We start from the raw sequence: 18,301 nt of genomic DNA, 5'->3' as shown, positions 1-18,301 counted from the left end.
GATGGAACAGGATATCGGCAAGCGGATCGTCGTGACGCTGGACGTGATGCTGGCCCGGCGCAAGATGCGCTCCAAGGAGCTGGCGGAACGGGTGGGCATCACCGAACAGAACATCTCGCTGCTGAAATCCGGCAAGGTCAAGGGCGTGCGCTTCGACACGCTGGCGCGGATTTGCGAGGCCCTGTCCTGCGAACCGGGTGACATCCTGACCTACGAAGTGGCAGAGGACTAGCGCAGGTCGATCATCTCGGTCTCTGTCACGATGAAATCAAGCTTCTGGTCAGTCGGCTCCAACGGCAACTGTGCGGCCTCCTGTGCGGCATAGGCAAAGCCGATGGCCAGGGTCCCGCGGCGCGCTCGCAGCTGTTCCAGCGTGCGGTCGTAGAACCCCCCGCCATAGCCCAGCCGCCCGCCCTGCCCGTCAAAAGCCACCAGCGGCACGATCAGGATTTCCGGCTCGAAATAGTCGGGGTCTTCGGGGATCAGCGCGCCAAAGGCCCCTTCGACCAGCGGCATGTCCGGCTCCCACCGGGCGAACTTCAGCGGTTGCCCCGCCCCGATGATGACCGGGATGCCGACCGGGCCATGGGCGGCTGCCTCTGACATGGCCGGACGCGGGTCGATCTCCGTCCGGATGGGCATGTAGCCGGACAGAGGCACCCCCCGGTAGCCTGCCAAAAAGCCCGACAACACCCCCGCCGCCGTGCCCGGGTCGTCTGCATGCGCCGCCTTGCGCCGGGCAAACCCCTCCCGCCGCGCCTGTGCCTTCGCCTCCGCCAGATCGTTCACAAAAGCACCAGTGCCGCGAGACCGAGAAAGGCAAAGAACCCAACCACATCCGTGACCGTGGTCACAAAGGCGCCGGAGGCCAGCGCCGGATCGACGCCCACACGCTCCAAGACGACCGGAATCACCGTTCCAGCCAGCCCCGCAACCACCAGATTGATGACCATTGCCACCGCAATCACATAGCCAAGCGCGGGAGAGCCGAACCAGATGACCCCCACCACGCCCATCACCACGGCAAAGATCAGCCCGTTGATCAGCCCCACCAGCACCTCGCGCCGGATCACGCGCCAGACGTTGGCGCCCGTCAGGTCCTTGGTGGCAATCGCACGCACCGCAACCGTCAGCGACTGGGTTCCCGCATTGCCGCCCATGGAGGCCACGATGGGCATCAGCACGGCCAGCGCCACGATCTGCGCAATCGCCATCTCGAACTGCGCGATCACCAGGCTTGCGGCAATCGCCGTCACCAGGTTCACCGCGAGCCAGGGCAGACGCTGTTTGGTTGTGTCAATCACCCGGTCGGACAGCGACCCCTCGCCCACACCGGCCAACCGCAGGATATCCTCTTCGTGTTCTTCGTCGAGGACGGCCATGGCGTCATCAATGGTGATCACCCCGATCAACCGGTCCTCTTCATCCACAACGGGCGCGGAAATCAGGTGGTACTGGTTAAAGGCATAGGCCACCTCGCCCTCGTCCTGCAGCGCCGGAATGACCTGAAAGGTCTCTTCCTTGATGTCCATCAGCCGGGTTTCACGCTTGGATCGCATCACCTTGCCCAGCGTGACGTTCCCGATCGGATGCAGCCGAGGGTCGACCAGCACGATGTGATAGAACTGCGCGGGCAGCTCATCCTCGGGCGTGGTGCGCAGGTAGTCGATGGCCTCACCCACCGTCCAATGCTCAGGTGCCATGACCACTTCGCGCTGCATCAGACGGCCCGCGGAGTACTCCGGATAGCCCAGCGCCTGCTGAACGGCCGCCCGGTCCACATCTTCGAGCGCCTCGAGAATGGCTTCCTGCTGATGATCCTCAAGATCTTCGACCAGATCGACAACGTCATCGCTGTCCATGTCGCGCACGGCCTGCGTCAGGACCTGGGGTGTCAGGACCGAGATGACCTCTTCCCGGATCGACTCATCGAGTTCCGACAGGATTTCACCGTCAAACTCGCGCCCGTAAAGCCGCACCAGCCGGGAGCGGTCAAAGGCGTTGATCTGCTCCAGAAGGTCAGCGATATCCGCCGGGTGCAGCGGCTCCATCAGCTCGGTCAGCTTGGCTGAATCTTCAATATCCACCGCGTAGAGGATCGCAGCAATCGCCTTGGGACCAAGGAGATAGGCGTCGTCCTCGCCTTCCGGCTCCAGCTCTGCGGTCTGATCTGACATGCGCGCATCCCCCTGCTTTGGATCGGACCATAAGCGGCGACCCCGTTGGACACAATGCCGGCACGCTTGCCCGTTGTCGCCACCGCGCGAAGCGCCTAGAGAAGACGCATGAACACGCAAAAGCTCCTCCTTGGCCAGACGTTCGAAACCTCCGGCAATCCGATGACCGGCCCGTGGCAGGACGCGGTGCGGATCAACAGCGCCGGTGCCGTTTTGATCGAAAATGGCCAGATCGTCCGGGTCGCGGATCGGGACACGCTGCGCCGCGACGTCCCGCAGGCAGAAGTGCATGACTACGGCCAGCATCTCATCTGTCCCGGTTTTGTGGATGCCCATGTGCACTATCCGCAGACTGCGATCATCGCGAGCTGGGGCAAGCAGCTGATCGACTGGCTGAACACCTATACTTTCCCAGAAGAGATGCGCCTGCAGGATCCGGCCTACGCCCGCCAAATCGCGGCCCGCTATCTGGACCTTGCGCTGGATCATGGCACGACGACCATGTGTTCCTACGCCACCATCCATCCCGGCAGCGTGGACGCGTTCTTCGAAGCGGCGGCCACGCGCGGCATGCGCACCGTCGCGGGCAAAACCTGCATGGACCGCAACGCGCCGGAAGGCCTGCGCGACACGGCGCAAGCCGCCTATGACGACAGTAAAGCGCTGCTCGCCCGCTGGCACGGCAAGGGCCGCGCGCAATACGCGATCACCCCGCGCTTCTCGCCGACCTCAAAGCCAGAACAGCTAAGCGCCCTGGGCGCCCTCTGGGCGGAGCATCCGGACTGCCTGATGCAGACGCATCTGAGTGAACAACCCGCAGAAATCGACTGGGTGCGGCAGCTCTTTCCGGACGCCCGAGACTATCTGGATACCTATGAGGCGCATGGACTGATCGGCGCGCGTGCCGTTTATGGTCACGCCATCCACCTGCAGCCCCGCGAAATTGACCGCATCGCCGAAACGGGGGCCGCACTGGTGCATTGCCCCACGTCGAACAGTTTCATCGGGTCGGGCCTGATGGATGTTGCCGGGCTCGCGACCCGTCGCATTCCGCTCGGGCTTGCCACGGATACCGGCGGTGGGTCGTCCTTCTCCATGCTGCGCACAATGGCTGCCGCCTATGAGATCGCGCAGTTGCGGGGCACAGCGCTGCATCCGGCGCAGCTGATGTGGCTGGCCACCGCCGGCTCCGCACGCAGCCTGCATTTGCACACAAAAATCGGGACGCTCGCAGCAGGGTACGAAGCGGATCTGACCATCCTTGACCTCGCCTCGACGCCCGCCATTGCGCAGCGCTCGGCAGAGGCCAACACAGTCTGGGAAACCCTCTTCCCCACGCTCATGATGGGGGACGACCGCGCCATCGCCGATGTCTGGATCGCCGGAAAACGCCGGGCGGCTTCTTCTGGCTGAAAACATCCCCCCCGGAGGGCCCGGCTGCGCCACGTCCAACCGGTGTCAGCACCCAGGTGCCGCCAGCACCATGACCCAGATGCGCCCCGGTGCTTCGACAAGGGCAAATTCCTGTGCCTGACGGGAGAGCATGTTGCGGCGGTGCCCCTGCGACCCGGCCCAGGCTTGCATGACAATCGCCAGCGACGGCTGCCCCTTGGCAATATTCTCTGCCACAAAACACCATCCGTATCCCTCCCGCGACACCCGTTCGCCCACGTCTGAGCCATCACTGCCCTGATGATCGAAAAACCCCCGCGTCGCCATATCCTGCGCATGCGCTTCCGCTGCACTCTGCAACGTCATGGAATAGGCCAAGGGCGCGCGCCCGTTTTCCGCGCGATAGGTATTCAGCGCATCGGAGGCCGCTGGATCGGAGGCCGCAGCGGTGGTCAGCCCGCACCACATAAGGACGCTTAAAAAATGTCTCAAACCGCTTCTCCCAGGGCGCGCGCCATCCGGTTTTGACGCGCAATCAGCGTCGCCATGTCCAGCGTGACAATCTGCCCGTCCCGCACAATCTGGCGGCCTTCCACGATCAGATCCCGCACTGTTGTTGGCCCCGCCAGCAGCAAGGCCACAGGGTCCCAGCTGCCAGCAGCCTCGATCCCGGATATGTCCCAGATCGCAATATCCGCCCGGCATCCAACCGCGATCCGCCCGCATTCAGGGCGTCCGAGCACGTCCGCGCCCCCGCGCGTCGCAATCTCCAGCGCCGCCCTTGCGCTCATCGCGTCCGCCCCTTGCGCAACCCGCTGCAGCAGCATGGCCTGTCGCGCTTCCGCCACCAAATTGCCTGCGTCATTGCTTGCCGATCCGTCCACACCAAGCCCGACAGGCACACCCGCCGCACGCATATCGACAACCGGTGCAATGCCACTGCCCAAACGGCAATTGGAACAGGGGCAATGGGCAACGCCGGTGCCAGTTTTGGCAAAAAGTTCAATTTCAGCTGCATCAAGCTTCACACAATGCGCGTGCCAGACATCCGGGCCGACCCACCCCAGGTCTTCGGCGTATTGTCCCGGGCGACAGTCGAAAGTTTCGAGGGAATAGGCGATGTCCTCCTCATTTTCAGCCAGATGCGTGTGCATCATCACGCCCTTGTCTCGCGCCAGCAGGGCGGTATCGCGCATCAGATCCCGGCTGACAGAAAACGGGGAACAGGGCGCCACCCCGACCCGGCACATCGACCCCGGTGCTGCATCATGGAAGGCATCAATCACCCGGATGCAGTCTTCCAGAATATCGGCTTCCTGCTCCACGAGGTCATCCGGCGGCAACCCGCCCTGCGACCGGCCAATGCTCATTGCGCCGCGCGTGGGTTGGAAGCGGACGCCGACCTCAGCCGCTGCATGGATCGTATCCTCCAACCGAACACCGTTTGGATAGAGGTAGAGGTGATCACTGCTCAGCGTGCAGCCCGACAGAGCCAATTCAGCCAGCCCGACCTGCGCAGACGTAAACATTTGATCGGGCGTGAACCGCGACCAGATCGGATAGAGTGTTTGCAGCCAGCCAAAGAGTAGCGCATCCTGTGCGGCAGGCACCGCGCGGGTCAGGGATTGATAAAGATGGTGGTGCGTATTCACCAGCCCCGGCGTTACAACACATCCGCTGGCGTCGATCACCGGCGCATCGCTTTGCAGATTGTGTCCGACGGCATGGATGACACCCGCCTCGATCAGAATATCTGCGTCGCGCAGTTCGCGACGGGTGTCGTCCATCGTCAAAAGATGGTCAGCACCGCGTAGCAAAAGACGGCTCACGCAATGCTCGCTTGCAGAAGCGCCAACGCCTGTTCGTGGATGTCCACATTGGCGGCGGCCAACGCCCGCCCGCCTTCATGGGCCGGTCCACCCTCCCAATTGGTGACGACGCCACCAGCCGCTTCGATCACCGCAATCGGCGCCTGGATGTCATAAGCCTGCAATCCGGCCTCTATGACGAGATCGACCTGACCGGCGGCCAGCAAAGCATAGGCATAGCAATCCATCCCATAACGCGTCAGCTTGGCCCTTTCCGCCACGGCGCGAAAGGCGGCAGCTTCCTGTGGCGTGCCGACTTCGGGGAATGTGGTGAACACAATTGCGTCGCGCAACGCCTTGGTCGAGCGTGTCTTCAACACGGACGTGCCGGATGGTCCCGTCAGTTCGGCTTTTGCGGTGCTGCCGATGAACCGCTCTGCAATATAGGGCTGATCAATCAGGCCGTAAAACGGGCCCTGCGCATCCGAGACGGCGATTAAAACGCCCCAGGTCGGGGTGCCGCTGACAAATCCGCGGGTGCCGTCGATCGGGTCCAGCACCCAAGTGCGCCCGCTTATCCCGCCGGAATGGCCGTATTCTTCGCCCAGAATGGCATCAGCCGGGCAGTCTTTTTGGAGAATAGCGCGCATGGCACGTTCCGCTGCGCGATCTGCTTCGGTGACCGGGTCAAATCCGTCGGCCAGTTTGTTCTCGGAGTTTAATCCCGACTGCCGGAAGTACGGCAGGATGGCAGCGCGTGCCGCATCCGCCATGCGCTGCGCAATTGCGTCTATGTTTTCGAGTTCAACGGTATCAGGTGATAGGGTCATGCCCGACTGGTGCCAGTCCAAGCGGATCGGCGCAAGCCTTGCGCATGGAAATCATGCGCGACGACCTGCGCCGCAGTCTCGCAAACGTCCCAGAATTATCAGGCGACGTCGCTCAGAACGCGTGCCAGCTCAAACAGGCGGCGGCGTTGGTTCTCAGGGATCGCATAGTAGGATCGCACAAGATCCATCGCTTCCTTATCGCCCATCATATCCGCCGGAATCGTATCGTGCTCTGTCGTGTTTTCGGCGTCTGATTTCAAACCCTCGAAGAAGAAGGCCACGTCCACCTCCAATGCATCCGCGATATCCCAAAGCCGCGACGCACTGACGCGATTGGCGCCTGTTTCGTATTTCTGGATTTGCTGGAATTTTATTCCGACACATTCCGCGAGTTTCTGCTGCGTCATTCCAACGAGCCAGCGCCGCTGGCGAATACGTTTTCCGACATGAACATCTACGACATGTACCATTTGCTTATCCTTTGCATTTACCTTGTTAAAAGGTGGTCTTTCGACCGGATTGCTCCTTGGCACAACCTAGCCGCGATCACCACAAAACCGATATGTTGGCGAACAATAGTGAAATTCACTCTTCGATCAATAATAATCGCTTCCCAATAAAGTGAGCAGACCGTTAGTCAAATCAATCATAAGGCGTCTTTTGCTTCCAAATCAGGGGTTTTTGTCTCAAATCCCGCCAATTCTCTTTTCGTTTAAAATTTTTTATATTTGGTCAAATTTATCTGGATAAATACACTTATAGGTTGATTTTCGACCTGTTTGCGTTAACTTTTTCGCCGCAGACTAGAATTGTTTACTCCTTTCGTAGGTCATCGCATAGCAAAAGAAAACGATCGGCGAAAATCACCCATTCCATCCAGGATTGGCGGAAAATCGCCAAACCAAGCAAAAAATCTGCATTTTTTGGAACCCTTCGTCCCATTAAATCCAGCCGAATCTGATTTCAAAATCCTCAGGTTTGCAACGCAATATCATGCGATTTTCAAACGCACATTATCCGAACCTGAGAACGCCCGGCGCAGGAGATCCGCCAGTGTGTCATGCACAACGCTCTTTTTGGTCTGCGCCCCGTATAGGTTGATCAACTGATGCGGCAGTTCTGGCAACGCCCCCCCGTGATCTATGCGCTCCAGATGCGGCGGCTCTGTGCCTTCGATCATCGTGTGCACGGCCAGATCGGCGCTGACGGTGGCCTCGATGGTGCGATCACTGTCGGTCTCCACGATCACCTCCCATTCAATGCCTGCCGTATCCAACGCCTCAACAACACGGGGCCGAAACGTGCAGCGCCTGCCAAAAGCCAAGTTCAGCGGCTGGCACCGCCATGCAGCGCCCCCCGGCGCCCCAATCCAGAGTAAGGGCTTCCGGCAGAGGGTTGTACCGCCGGGTTCGAGTGTATTCTCCGTCGTCAGGATCAGATCGCATTCGCCCCGACCAAACTGGTCCTTCAGGGCGCGCGTGTAAGATGAGACCAACTGCACCTTGACCCGCGGGAATGCGGCGTGGAAACGTTTCAGGACCTGTGGGATTGCCGGGTAGACAATATCATGCGGCACACCAAGGGTTATTTCCCCTTCATAGGCCTGATCAGTCAAACGCCCGATCACCTCGTCGTTCAATGCAACCATACGACGGGCATAGACCAGGAGCTGCTCACCCGAAGCGGTCAAGGCAATGGTTCGGCCGGAACGGTCAAGCAGTTCCACGTCCAATAGTTCCTCTAGACGTTTTAGCTGCATGGACACTGCGGATTGGGTCAGATGCAGAAATCCGGCGGCGCGGGTAACACCACCCGCATCTGCAACCGCCACAAAAGACCGCAACGTCGTGATGTCGAGATTCCTCATATCACCATCCTTGATTAAACGCGTCACAAACATTCGTTTTCAATATGAACGATCCTCCGCCATATATCAAGCAATCGGATGAAATACCTTAAACACATCACAAGAGGAACTGACCGATGGCTTTGATTGATCATTTTTCTGCCCGCACCGAAACCGCTCGCGGCGAGCACCGCTTTGGTCTCGCAACCTATCTGGCAGTGTGGCGATCACGCCGTGCACTGGCCAAGCTCGATGCGCGCGCGCTCGATGACATTGGTATTGACAGTGAAGCAGCACAACGTGAGGCGCGGCGCCACCTCTGGGACGTTCCCAGTACATGGATAAACCGCTGAAACCGCGCACTTTGGTCCCTTGGTTGGTGCGATGTTAACACTTTGTTATCCAAATCACGCCAAACCGGCACATTCCCGACCGAAAAACCTTGAAATGCACCGGTCTGAGCACGATATTCGTGCCAGAGCGCGCAGAAGGTCTGACGCGCATTGAGTTTCAAGTGGAGGTCTTAATGGCTGACGTGAATACAATCCGGTCAACGGCCGGATCCCGCGCCGCCCAGATTGATGAGGGGCTGCGCGCCCATATGAACAAAGTCTACGGCACGATGTCCGTAGGTATGTTGATCACATTCGCAGTGGCTTGGGCCGTTGGCACAGCACCCGGTCTGCTGTCTGTCTTCCGTGATCCGATCACGCTGCAGCCCAATATCTTGGGCTGGATCATCATGTTCGCACCGCTGGGCATGGTCTTTGCCTTTGGTGCAGCCATCAATCGCCTGTCTGCGGCAGGGGCTCAGCTCTTTTTCTACGCCTTTGCAGCGGTCATGGGGCTGTCGATCTCGTGGATTTTCGTGGCCTTCACCGGCTTCTCAATCGCGCAGATCTTCCTGATCACCTCGATCGCTTTCGCCGGTCTGTCGCTTTGGGGCTACACCACCAAGAAAGACATCTCCGGTTGGGGCAGCTTCCTGATCATGGGTGTGATCGGTCTCGTCGTGGCATCCATCGTGAACCTTTTCCTTGGCAGCCCTGCCATCATGTTTGCGATTTCTGCCATCGGTGTTCTGATCTTCGCGGGTCTCACAGCCTATGACACGCAAAACATCAAGAACACCTATCTGGCCCATGCCCATCACGGCGACCAGGAATGGTTGCAGAAATCCGGGATCATGGGCGCATTGAGCCTGTATCTGAACTTCATCAACATGTTCATGATGCTGCTGTCGCTCTTCGGCAATCGCGAATAGGCGACGCCTCATGAGATGATCGGGCCGATCCCCACGGGATCGGCCTTTTTTTCTGCGGGTCAGACTGCTCCATTAGACACGTGGCAGCCATCAATCGCACTCGGGGGGCAACGCATGGCAATCATCAGAAACGGACAGGCGAAACGGAAGGAAGGCGCAGCCGATGACCCTCTGGGTCAATACGCAGCAGACCTTCTGAGCGATAGCGGCGGCCTGACGCAATTCGGTGCTTTCATCGAAGAGTTGATGCCCGGCGCTGCGTCGTCCTACGACCATTGGCACGCTGCTGAGGATGAGATGGTCTATATTCTCGAAGGCAAGGTCACCCTTCGCGAAGACGGCGTTGAACACATTCTGCACCCGGGCGATACTGCCTGCTGGAAGGCCGGTACTCCTTTAGCGCATTGCCTGATCAATACCTCTCAGAAGCCTGTTCGGTATCTTGTGATCGGCACCCGCCTGACCCGCGATACCGTGACCTATCCGGAGCTCGACCGGATCATGCATTACGACCACGAAACAGAGACTAGACATTACACAACACTGGACGGCACCCCGGCAGAGGAGCCGTTCTGAAAAGGCTTGTGCCATAAAAAAACCGCGCTCGTTTCCGGCGCGGCTTTCTGCAGATATATCTCAGGCGATCTTACTTGATCTTGCCTTCCTTGTACTCAACGTGCTTACGCGCAACCGGGTCATACTTCCGCACAACCATTTTTTCGGTCATGGTGCGGGCGTTTTTCTTGGTGACGTAGAAATGGCCTGTTCCCGCCGAGGAGTTCAGACGAATCTTGATCGTGGTTGGCTTGGCCATGGTTCTTCTCCTGCTGCAGCGCTCCTCCGGTGAGGGACTGCGTGAATCCTGAAACCCGGCTTTTAACCGGATGGGTGCCCGAGTCAACCGCAAAAGGCAGGTATTCCGACCAAGCCCTCTGCTGTTATTCAAAAGGCCAGCGCAGGAGCATGCGCTGGCCTTAAGACGTCGATCTTCCCTCGAATTACGAGGTAATATCGTAGGCGCGTTCGCCGTGGGCGGAGAGATCAAGACCGTTGGTTTCATCCTCGTCGCTGACCCGCAGTGGCATGATCGCACGCGCCACCAGAATGATCAGAACTGTGGTGACCAGTGTCCAGGCGCCCACAACCGCCAGCCCGCCCAGTTGCGCGACCCAGGAGGCGTGACCGAAACCCGCCAGCATGAGGATGCCGAACATGCCGCCCACACCGTGCACGGCGAAGACATCGAGCGTGTCGTCGATCTTGAGGATGTTCTTCACGACCCGGCAAAGCTCCTGACACATGACGCCTGCAACGGCCCCGATGAACAGCGCTTCAACCGGACCGACGGAACCGGAGGCGGGTGTGATGGAGGCGAGGCCCGCAATGGTGCCCGTGACCATGCCCACAAGAGAGGCTTTGCCATAGCGGAATTTCTCCCACGCGGCCCATGTCAGCGATGCGGTTGCCGCGGAAATATGCGTGACAGTCAGCGCCATGGCGGCGCCACCGTCTGCGGCCAGTTGCGACCCACCGTTGAAGCCGAACCAGCCGACCCAGAGCATCGCGGCCCCGATCATCACCATGCCCGGATTGTGCGGCGGCTGGTGTTTCCCCTTGCGCGGCCCCAGCATCGCCGCCAGCACAAGCGCCGCGATCCCGGCGGTCTGGTGCACCACGATGCCACCGGCGAAATCATTCACGCCGTCGGAGAAGAGCGACCATTCCGCCCCGGCCAGCAATCCGCCGCCCCAGATCCAATGGGCCACGGGCGCATAGCAGATCAGCATCCACAGACTGGAGAAGAGCAGCACAAATCCATACCCGATGCGCTCGACATAGGCGCCGACGATCAGCGCCGGTGTGATGATCGCAAAAGTCATCTGGAAGGCAAAGAACAGCACTTCGGGGATGGTGCCGGAGAGACTGTCGGCATCGACCCCGTTCAGGAAGGCCTTGCCCAGACCGCCCCAATAGGCATTGCCGTCGCCAAAGGCGATGGAATATCCGGCAGCCAGCCAGAGAATGCTCATCAGGCAGGCAATCGAAAAGCACTGCATGAAAACGCTGAGCACATTGCGCGCGCGCACAAGCCCGCCGTAAAAAAGCGCTAGACCTGGCAGTGTCATAAAGAGCACCAGTGCCGTGGCCACGATGATCCAGGCGGTATCCGCTCCGTTCATGTCTTTGATCCTTCCCCATATTCAAGTGCGCAACGGGGTGGTGCAAAGACCTGCTGAAATAAACAGCAAAGGGGTGATATGCCGCTCAATAAGGGGGCATTTTACGAAGTGATGTAAATTTAGGCATCATGAGGCGCGATGTGACCTAAAATTAAGCGAAATGCGATTGCACCTGCTGTGCCTTACAACTCGACGCGCACCTCATGCATCCAGAGCTTCGCTGGCCGCGACAGCATGAAAACCACCACATCCGCGAGGTCATCCGGTTCGGTGAAAATGTGGTTCGGCACCTCTTCGCCCGCCTTTGCGAACATGCCGGTGTTGGTGCCCGACTGGTAGAGCCCGGCGATGCGCACGCCGCTTTCCTGCTCATCTTCTTTCAAAACATCGGTGAAGCCGCGCATGCCGTATTTCGTCGCCGTATAGACCGATTGCCCCGCCTGCGCCACGACGCCGGATTTGGAGATGACGTTGACCACGGCTGCCTCAGATCGCGCGCGCAGCGTGGGCAGCAGCGCGCGGGTCAACTGAATGGTGCCCGTCAGATTGGTCTGGATCGTGGCCTCGATCATCCCGTCGTCAATACTGTCCAGCGGGCCCGTCTTGTGCCAGATACCTGCGTTGTTGATCAGGATGTCGGGCGCGCCCTGCCCGTCCAGAATGGCCTGAACTGTGGTCGCAATCGCCGCCGGGTCCTGCATGTCGCAAGAGTAGCTCTGCGCCTCTGGTGCACCTGCCGCGCGCGCATCCGCCTCGGCGCTGGCCAGTCGGTCCGCGTTGCGCCCCAGGATGGCCAGACGGCAGCCCGCCGCTGCAAGCTTCAGGCAAATGTGTCGGCCGATGCCGTCGCTGCCGCCCGTGACGACCACCAGTTTGTTGTCCAGTTGCATGATCTCTGTCCCTCGAATGTCTATGCGCGGAAGGCCTGTAAGCCGGATTCTGTTCCCCGAATCGCTCCGGTTCGATGACCATTCCTCTTGCCCGCCGGTTGCCCGGCAGGCTCTAGCTGCCAACCCGGATCTGCTGGGGCAAAAGCGGCCCTGTCTTGCGACACGCGATCCCTATTTGGCATTGCTCCCGGTGGGGCTTGCCATGCCGCCGCTGTTGCCAGCGGCGCGGTGGGCTCTTACCCCACCGTTTCACCCTTGCCCGCGGGCGGTTTCGGTTGCCCGACCTCTCCGTTGGCGGTTTCATTTCTGTGGCGCTTTCCGTCAGGTTGCCCTGCCCGGGCGTTACCCGGCACCGTTACTTTTTGGAGTCCGGACTTTCCTCGACACCGGTTGCCCGACGTCGCGGCCATCCGGCCTTCCGCGCCGGGTGGTGATGCGCGCAAATACGGGCGGCGTCAATATTACATCCACGTCCGGACGCCTCCGGCGGGCATATTTTGAGAACAATGAAACCGGGGATCACCGTGAGAGGGCTTTGGGACCCAGAGGCGCGAAGTCTTGAGCACTGAGAGGACCGGTGGCCCCGGGCCGGAAGCGCAGCCGGACGGCGGCGAGAAGGGTTTCATCGTCGACGTCAGCTGTGAAGCCTGCCTGGCGGGCAAGGGTTCGGAAATCCGAAGTTGTTGGGTTTTTAATCCCGTAGTCGCCTCCGGCATGAGCGGCCAGTCCTTTCCATGCCAGCCGCGCCCAGTCGAACCTTGGGCCGGGGTCGATCTTGCGCACGGGCGCCATGTCGGAGTGGCCGATGACGTTTTCCGGTGTGATCTGCCAGCGGTCGAGGATGGCGCGCAGCAGCGTTTCAAGCGCCGCCATCTGAGGTTCGGGGAACGGGTGATCCCCACCGTTGTCGAGCTCGATGCCGATGGAGCGGGAGTTGATATCTGTCTGACCGCGCCACTCCCCCACGCCGGCGTGCCAGGCGCGATGTTCTTCATCGATCAGTTGGATCACAGCCCCCATGCGGCAAATCAGATAGTGGGCGGAGACCTCTGCTGCCGGATCACAGAGGCGATCTATGGCTGCCTGTGCAGTGTGCATTGCCGTGTAGTGTAGCACCACAAGGGTCGGGGTCAGCCCATCCTTGCGCGGTCCAAAGTTCGGGGATGGATGCCACTGCACCCTGTCTCAGCCTTCGGATGCCTTGCGGAAGGGGGCGGGATCCCAGGTGCAGGCATAGCCGTCGCCATCCGGGTCAAGGCCCTTGCGATCCCGTGTCGGGCCGCCGCGCGCCAGAAAGTCGATCTGTGCCAGATCGGGAGAGGCATAGGCCGCGCAGTTGCGGGCCGCGCGGGATCCTCCACCGAACCCTGCGCGGGCATAGACGCTTTGCCCTTTGGGATGGCTGGTGGAGAGAGCAAAGGCCACGATGTTCGGTTGCTCATCACCGGGGCGTGTGGGCAGGGCTTCGGGCTGCACCACCTCATATTGCGCGCGGTTGTTGGCGATCCGTTCGGCGTCGCTTTCGATGGTCTGACGCTCGGCCACCGCATCGAAGTCGTTCTCGTTTGAGATGCCGGGGTTGTCGAGTGTAGCGGGCGCGGGATTGGACGGGCTGGCCTGCACAGGGGCGACACCGGAGTTCAATTGCGCGCTGTCCGGGGCACCGGGTCGGGTTTCGGCCAGAATACGCGTGGTCTCTGCCGCGGTTGCTTCTGCAGAGCCGGGCGTTGGGGGCACAACCGTGTCCGGCAGGCGGGTCTGACCGCCCGAAAGCGCCGCATCACGCTGCTGTTGTGCCTCGAAGGAATTGTCGAACCCGACCCCCTGCCCGCTGTCGGGCACCTGGGGCGCACAGGCGGAGACCGCCGCCAGAGCGATTGCTGCGAAAAAGACACGTGGTGCCATGGAATGTCTGCCTGTTGTTATTGGTTGGCGCGAGATTACCACCATTTCGCAGGCTTGGCCACAAAGCCAGCGGCCTGCTCAAGAACATGTGCGGTGCACAGCAGATCGGCCTCGGCCCAGGGCTGACCAATCAGTTGAAGCCCCAAAGGCAGGCCCTGTTTATCGAGCCCGGCGGGCACGGCGATACCGGGAAGACCGGCGAGGTTCACCGTGACGGTAAAGACATCGTTGAGGTACATGGCGACCGGGTCCGCATCCGTCATCTCACCCAGTCCAAAGGCGGCGGAGGGTGTGGCCGGTGTCAGGATCGCATCGATGCCCTGAGCAAAGACATCTTCGAAGTCCTTCTTGATCAGCGTGCGGACGCGGCGGGCACGGTTGTAATAGGCATCATAAAACCCGGCAGAGAGCACATAGGTGCCGATCATAACGCGGCGTTTAACCTCATCGCCGAAGCCCTCGGCGCGGGTTTTCTCGTACATCTCGGTGATGCCGTCGCCCTGGTCCAGTCGGGCGCGGTGGCCGTAGCGCACGCCGTCGTAGCGGGCGAGGTTTGAGGAGGCCTCCGCCGGGGCGATCACATAGTAGGCGGGCAGCGCGTATTTGGTGTGCGGCAGGGAAATGTCGACGATCTCGGCGCCTGCGTCCTTCATCATTGCGATGCCGTCAGACCAGAGCGTTTCGATTTCCTCCGGCATGCCATCCATGCGGTATTCCTTGGGGATCCCGATTTTCTTGCCCCGGATGTCGCCGCTTAGGGCTGCCTCGAAATTGGGTACAGGCAAGTCGGCCGAGGTGCTGTCCTTGGGGTCATGGCCGCACATGGCTTCGAGCATGATCGCGGCGTCGCGTACGGATTTGGTCATCGGCCCGGCCTGATCGAGGCTCGACGCGAAGGCCACGATGCCCCAGCGCGAACACCGCCCATAGGTGGGCTTGATGCCGACGGTGCCGGTGAAGGCAGCGGGCTGGCGGATGGAGCCGCCGGTGTCGGTGCCGGTGGCCGCAAGGCAGAGGTCAGCCGCAACCGCCGAGGCGGAGCCGCCGGAGGAGCCGCCGGGCGTCAGCTGCGCGTCATCATTGCCACGCCGCCAAGGGTTCACGGCATTGCCATAGGTGGAGGTTTCGTTGGACGAGCCCATGGCGAATTCGTCCATGTTGAGCTTGCCCAGCATGACGGCGCCTGCGTCTGCAAGGTTCTGGCTGACGGTGGATTCGTACTCCGGCAGGAAGCCTTCGAGGATGCGTGAACCTGCCTGGCTCGGCACACCCTTGGTGCAGAAGAGGTCCTTGATGCCGATGGGCAGGCCGCACATGTCGGGCGCGTCACCTTTGACGATCCGGGCATCGGCAGCAGCGGCACGTTCCAGCGCCAATTCCGGCGTGTGATGCACGAAGGCATTGAGCGCACCGGCGCCCTCAATGGCGCTGAGGCAGGCTTCGGTCAGCTCTTTGGACGTTGTCTCGCCCGCGCGCAGGGCATCGCGGGCGGCACTCAGCGATAATTCGTTCAGCTTGCTCATCACTCAACCACCTTCGGCACGGCAAAAAACCCCTCGCGGGCATCGGGCGCGTTGGAGAGGACCTTGTCCTGCTGATCGCCATCAGTGACCACATCTACGCGGCGCTTGAGCACCTGCGGGGTGACCGACGTCATCGGCTCCACACCCTCGATGTCCACCTCGTTCAACTGTTCGATAAACCCCAGAATGGTGTTGAATTCGCCGGCAAGCGCGGGCAGCGCCTCGGGCTCAACCTTGATCCGGGCCAGCTTGGCCACGCGGGCGGCGGTGGTCTCGTCAATGGACATTGCGTTTCCTCATCTGCTTGGCATCGGCGTTTAGCGGTCCGCGCGGGCCTTGCCAAGAGCGGCGCGCAGGTAAACCGCGATCATCCAGCCGAGCATCAGCCCATTGAGCAGATGCCACATGAAATGCGTGCCCAGGGGGAATTGCGGGCAGAGCGGTATATCGATGGTTCTGAAGGTCAGCGACAGGATCAGGATGCCTGCCCCAATAGCCATGCCCTGTGCCAGCTCCGGGGTCCGCGTGCGCAGCAGCACCGCATAGATCAGGATCAACAGGGCAACCGGCGCGTAGCCTGCTGACGCACCAAGCCCGGGCACCATCTGAAACAGCGGCACCGTCAGCGCCGCATATGGAAAAAAGAGCCCGGTCACCCCCAGCGCAGGCAATACGCCAAGGCGCCACCCCACGCGATTGATCGCGTAGATATAGATCAGAATGAAGGCTGCGATGGGCAAGACATCGGCCAGGGCCGCCCAGGTCTGCGCATGGGTGTGAAAGAGGTAACTGCCGACCCCGATGGCGAAAAGTGTGGCGCAGAGAAGCTGGGCCAGCCTGTCCCCCTGGCTGCGTCGCCACATGAAGATTGCCGCGAGGATGAAAGCGAGGTTGGTCACCGCGTTGATCGGTTCGGCCCAGTAGTCAGGCCCCATGCGCTCGCAGTAACTGTCGATGGTCCGGGTCCAATCCATTGGGGTCTTTCTGCATCAGTTGGCAGGTAAGGTGGCCTGAAAGCCCACCCTACCTGCGGGCGGTGAAGAAGGCGCGCAAATAGGCCTCTGATTCTGCGGCGGCGATACCGTCAAAGATTTCTGGCACGTGATGGCATTGCGGATGCGCAAAGACGCGGGCGCCCTGGGCGACGCCGCCGGATTTGGGATCGCTTGCGCCATAGTAGAGCCGCGCGATCCGGGCTGCCGCGATGGCAGCGGCACACATCGCACAGGGTTCCAGCGTGACGTAGAGGGCATGGTCGATCAGCCGTTCTGAACCGGCGGCGGCACAGGCCGCTCGGATGGCCAGTACTTCCGCATGGGCCGTCGGATCGTTCAACTCTCGTGTCCGGTTTCCCGCAGCTGCGACCACAGCGCCTGCGGGGTTGACCACCACCGCGCCCACGGGCACTTCGCCGCGCTTGGCGGCGGCGCGGGCCTCTGACAGCGCCGCCTGCATATGCGTGTTGAATTCCATGCCCCATGAGTGCCCGCAAAGCGCGCCCTTTCGCAAGCCCCGCAAAGAGGCTATGGCAGGCGCATGTCAAAGTCTGACCCTGAAAAACCGGCCGCCAAAACGCATAACGGCGAGCGCATCGCCAAAATCCTCAGCCGCGCCGGTGTTGCCAGCCGGCGCGAGGCGGAGCGCATGATTGAAGCGGGGCGGGTCAGCGTGAACGCGGCGCAGATCACGTCGCCCGCGCTGAACGTAACCGATGCGGATGAGATCACGGTAGATGGCAAGCCGTTGACGGCGCCGGAACCGCCCCGGCTCTGGCTCTTTCACAAACCGACCGGATTGGTCAGCACCGATCATGATGAGAAAGGCCGCGAGACGATCTATTCCGTCCTGCCCGAGGACATACCCCGGGTGATGAGCGTCGGGCGGCTTGACCTCAATTCCGAAGGGCTTTTGCTGCTGACCAATGATGGCGGCATCAAGCGCAGGCTGGAGCTGCCCTCGACCGGTTGGCTGCGGCGCTACCGGGTGCGCGTCAACGGGCGCCCCACGGATGCCGTGCTGGAGCCGCTGCGCAAGGGCGTGACGGTCGATGGCGAGGCCTTTCAGCCGATGACGGTCACGCTGGATCGGCAACAGGGGGCCAATGCCTGGCTGACCATTGGCCTGCGCGAGGGACGCAACCGCGAAATACGGCGGGCGCTGGCCGACGTGGGCCTGTCCGTGAACCGCCTGATCCGGGTCAGCTATGGCCCCTTCCAGCTTGGAGAGCTGAAACCCGGTACCGTCGAAGAAGTCAGACGCAAGATCCTGCGCGATCAACTGGGCCTCGATGCGGGCGATGATACCGGCACCGCCGCGAAAAAGCCGACCCATGCCACGCGCAGACGGACGGCCCGCCCGCCGCAATCGAAATCAAAGTCCGGCGTACATCGCCCGCAACGTCCCAAGCGCTAGACAGACGGCTGACGCTTTTGTGCAAAAATTCCCCTCGCAACGGCGTGTTTCTGTCATCAAATGTGTAAAAAGCC

At 61.1% G+C, this 18,301-nt stretch carries 22 protein-coding genes and 1 other RNA gene; 6 read left to right on the top strand and 17 right to left on the bottom strand.

Features of this window, described 5'->3' with window-relative positions; translation table 11 throughout:
* Window position 1 precedes the first annotated feature (1 nt).
* Entirely contained in the window at window positions 2-232 is a 231-nt protein-coding gene (locus Q1A52_RS12525; RefSeq protein WP_300015732.1) for a helix-turn-helix transcriptional regulator, read from the top strand.
* On the opposite strand, the gene Q1A52_RS12520 is transcribed toward Q1A52_RS12525, so the two are convergent.
* Together Q1A52_RS12520 and mgtE are read right to left on the bottom strand one after the other, a co-directional pair.
* A complete protein-coding gene (locus Q1A52_RS12520; protein WP_300015729.1) occupies window positions 229-789 on the bottom strand; it encodes a 5-formyltetrahydrofolate cyclo-ligase in 561 nt (186 codons plus the stop codon). The two genes, Q1A52_RS12525 and Q1A52_RS12520, sit on opposite strands and share 4 nt — an antisense overlap.
* A complete protein-coding gene (gene mgtE, locus Q1A52_RS12515; RefSeq protein ID WP_299862110.1) occupies window positions 786-2,177 on the bottom strand; it encodes a magnesium transporter in 1,392 nt (463 codons plus the stop codon). The genes Q1A52_RS12520 and mgtE overlap by 4 nt, the downstream gene beginning before the upstream one ends.
* Before the next feature lie 108 nt (window positions 2,178-2,285).
* On the opposite strand from mgtE, the gene guaD reads away from it, so the two are divergent.
* Complete coding sequence (gene guaD / locus Q1A52_RS12510) at window positions 2,286-3,590, top strand: guanine deaminase (RefSeq protein WP_300015726.1); 1,305 nt, start codon at window positions 2,286-2,288, stop codon at window positions 3,588-3,590.
* A 45-nt stretch (window positions 3,591-3,635) separates the two neighbouring features.
* Here guaD and Q1A52_RS12505 read toward each other — a convergent pair whose 3' ends face one another.
* The 5 genes from Q1A52_RS12505 to Q1A52_RS12485 all read right to left on the bottom strand — a co-directional run bounded on the left by Q1A52_RS12505 (window position 3,636) and on the right by Q1A52_RS12485 (window position 8,074).
* Window positions 3,636-4,061 carry a CAP domain-containing protein gene (locus tag Q1A52_RS12505; RefSeq protein ID WP_300015723.1) on the bottom strand — a complete coding sequence of 142 codons (426 nt, stop codon included), beginning with the start codon at window positions 4,059-4,061 and terminating at the stop codon, window positions 3,636-3,638.
* A complete protein-coding gene (locus tag Q1A52_RS12500) occupies window positions 4,058-5,398 on the bottom strand; it encodes an 8-oxoguanine deaminase (RefSeq protein ID WP_300015720.1) in 1,341 nt (446 codons plus the stop codon). Before Q1A52_RS12500 ends, Q1A52_RS12505 begins: the two co-directional genes overlap by 4 nt.
* Window positions 5,395-6,207, bottom strand: coding sequence for a histidinol-phosphatase (gene hisN, locus Q1A52_RS12495; protein ID WP_300015717.1), 813 nt, complete (start codon window positions 6,205-6,207; stop codon window positions 5,395-5,397). Before hisN ends, Q1A52_RS12500 begins: the two co-directional genes overlap by 4 nt.
* A gap of 98 nt (window positions 6,208-6,305) precedes the next feature.
* Window positions 6,306-6,677, bottom strand: a complete 372-nt coding sequence (locus tag Q1A52_RS12490; RefSeq protein WP_299782130.1) for a helix-turn-helix transcriptional regulator — start codon at window positions 6,675-6,677, stop codon at window positions 6,306-6,308.
* Between the two features lie 521 nt (window positions 6,678-7,198).
* The gene (locus tag Q1A52_RS12485) at window positions 7,199-8,074 is read right to left on the bottom strand and encodes a LysR family transcriptional regulator (RefSeq protein ID WP_300015714.1); all 876 of its coding nucleotides are present in this window, start codon (window positions 8,072-8,074) and stop codon (window positions 7,199-7,201) included.
* Window positions 8,075-8,190: 116 nt separating this feature from the next.
* Here Q1A52_RS12485 and Q1A52_RS12480 point away from each other — a divergent pair, with 116 nt between their 5' ends.
* The 3 genes from Q1A52_RS12480 (at window position 8,191) to Q1A52_RS12470 (ending at window position 9,893) form a co-directional block, all read left to right on the top strand.
* Window positions 8,191-8,406, top strand: coding sequence for a DUF1127 domain-containing protein (locus Q1A52_RS12480; RefSeq protein WP_300015711.1), 216 nt, complete (start codon window positions 8,191-8,193; stop codon window positions 8,404-8,406).
* Window positions 8,407-8,579: 173 nt separating this feature from the next.
* Window positions 8,580-9,317: a Bax inhibitor-1/YccA family protein gene (locus Q1A52_RS12475; RefSeq protein ID WP_299782123.1), complete on the top strand. Its 738-nt coding sequence runs from the start codon at window positions 8,580-8,582 to the stop codon at window positions 9,315-9,317.
* Window positions 9,318-9,431: 114 nt separating this feature from the next.
* Window positions 9,432-9,893 (top strand): cupin domain-containing protein, encoded by a 462-nt coding sequence (locus Q1A52_RS12470; RefSeq protein ID WP_299782121.1) that lies wholly within the window; start codon window positions 9,432-9,434, stop codon window positions 9,891-9,893.
* Window positions 9,894-9,963: 70 nt separating this feature from the next.
* Here the strand turns inward: Q1A52_RS12470 and rpmG are convergent, their stop codons facing one another.
* The 10 genes from rpmG to Q1A52_RS12420 form a co-directional block, all read right to left on the bottom strand.
* On the bottom strand, window positions 9,964-10,131 hold the full coding sequence (gene rpmG / locus Q1A52_RS12465) for a 50S ribosomal protein L33 (protein ID WP_011454349.1): 168 nt from the start codon (window positions 10,129-10,131) through the stop codon (window positions 9,964-9,966).
* Window positions 10,132-10,315: 184 nt separating this feature from the next.
* A complete protein-coding gene (locus Q1A52_RS12460; protein ID WP_300015708.1) occupies window positions 10,316-11,497 on the bottom strand; it encodes an ammonium transporter in 1,182 nt (393 codons plus the stop codon).
* Between the two features lie 182 nt (window positions 11,498-11,679).
* The gene (locus Q1A52_RS12455) at window positions 11,680-12,387 is read right to left on the bottom strand and encodes an SDR family oxidoreductase (RefSeq protein ID WP_300015705.1); all 708 of its coding nucleotides are present in this window, start codon (window positions 12,385-12,387) and stop codon (window positions 11,680-11,682) included.
* A 22-nt stretch (window positions 12,388-12,409) separates the two neighbouring features.
* An RNA gene (gene rnpB / locus Q1A52_RS12450) (RNase P RNA component class A) lies at window positions 12,410-12,809 on the bottom strand.
* Window positions 12,810-12,906: 97 nt separating this feature from the next.
* Complete coding sequence (locus Q1A52_RS12445; RefSeq protein WP_300015702.1) at window positions 12,907-13,566, bottom strand: N-acetylmuramoyl-L-alanine amidase; 660 nt, start codon at window positions 13,564-13,566, stop codon at window positions 12,907-12,909.
* A gap of 6 nt (window positions 13,567-13,572) precedes the next feature.
* Window positions 13,573-14,292 (bottom strand): hypothetical protein, encoded by a 720-nt coding sequence (locus Q1A52_RS12440; protein ID WP_300015699.1) that lies wholly within the window; start codon window positions 14,290-14,292, stop codon window positions 13,573-13,575.
* Between the two features lie 35 nt (window positions 14,293-14,327).
* Window positions 14,328-15,815 (bottom strand): Asp-tRNA(Asn)/Glu-tRNA(Gln) amidotransferase subunit GatA, encoded by a 1,488-nt coding sequence (gene gatA, locus Q1A52_RS12435; RefSeq protein WP_300015696.1) that lies wholly within the window; start codon window positions 15,813-15,815, stop codon window positions 14,328-14,330.
* Window positions 15,815-16,102 (bottom strand): Asp-tRNA(Asn)/Glu-tRNA(Gln) amidotransferase subunit GatC, encoded by a 288-nt coding sequence (gene gatC, locus Q1A52_RS12430; RefSeq protein WP_300015693.1) that lies wholly within the window; start codon window positions 16,100-16,102, stop codon window positions 15,815-15,817. The genes gatA and gatC overlap by 1 nt, the downstream gene beginning before the upstream one ends.
* A 30-nt stretch (window positions 16,103-16,132) precedes the next feature.
* Window positions 16,133-16,789, bottom strand: a complete 657-nt coding sequence (locus tag Q1A52_RS12425) for a ceramidase domain-containing protein (protein ID WP_300015690.1) — start codon at window positions 16,787-16,789, stop codon at window positions 16,133-16,135.
* A 49-nt stretch (window positions 16,790-16,838) separates the two neighbouring features.
* Window positions 16,839-17,288, bottom strand: a complete 450-nt coding sequence (locus tag Q1A52_RS12420; protein WP_300015688.1) for a nucleoside deaminase — start codon at window positions 17,286-17,288, stop codon at window positions 16,839-16,841.
* 63 nt (window positions 17,289-17,351) lie between these two features.
* Between Q1A52_RS12420 and Q1A52_RS12415 the strand changes: the two genes are divergently transcribed.
* Window positions 17,352-18,227, top strand: coding sequence for a pseudouridine synthase (locus Q1A52_RS12415; protein WP_300015685.1), 876 nt, complete (start codon window positions 17,352-17,354; stop codon window positions 18,225-18,227).
* The last annotated feature ends 74 nt before the right edge of the window (window positions 18,228-18,301 follow it).

This window comes from uncultured Roseobacter sp., from assembly GCF_947488185.1.
In the GTDB taxonomy this organism is placed as follows: domain Bacteria; phylum Pseudomonadota; class Alphaproteobacteria; order Rhodobacterales; family Rhodobacteraceae; genus Roseobacter.
This window is presented reverse-complemented; position numbering and strand designations above follow the sequence as displayed.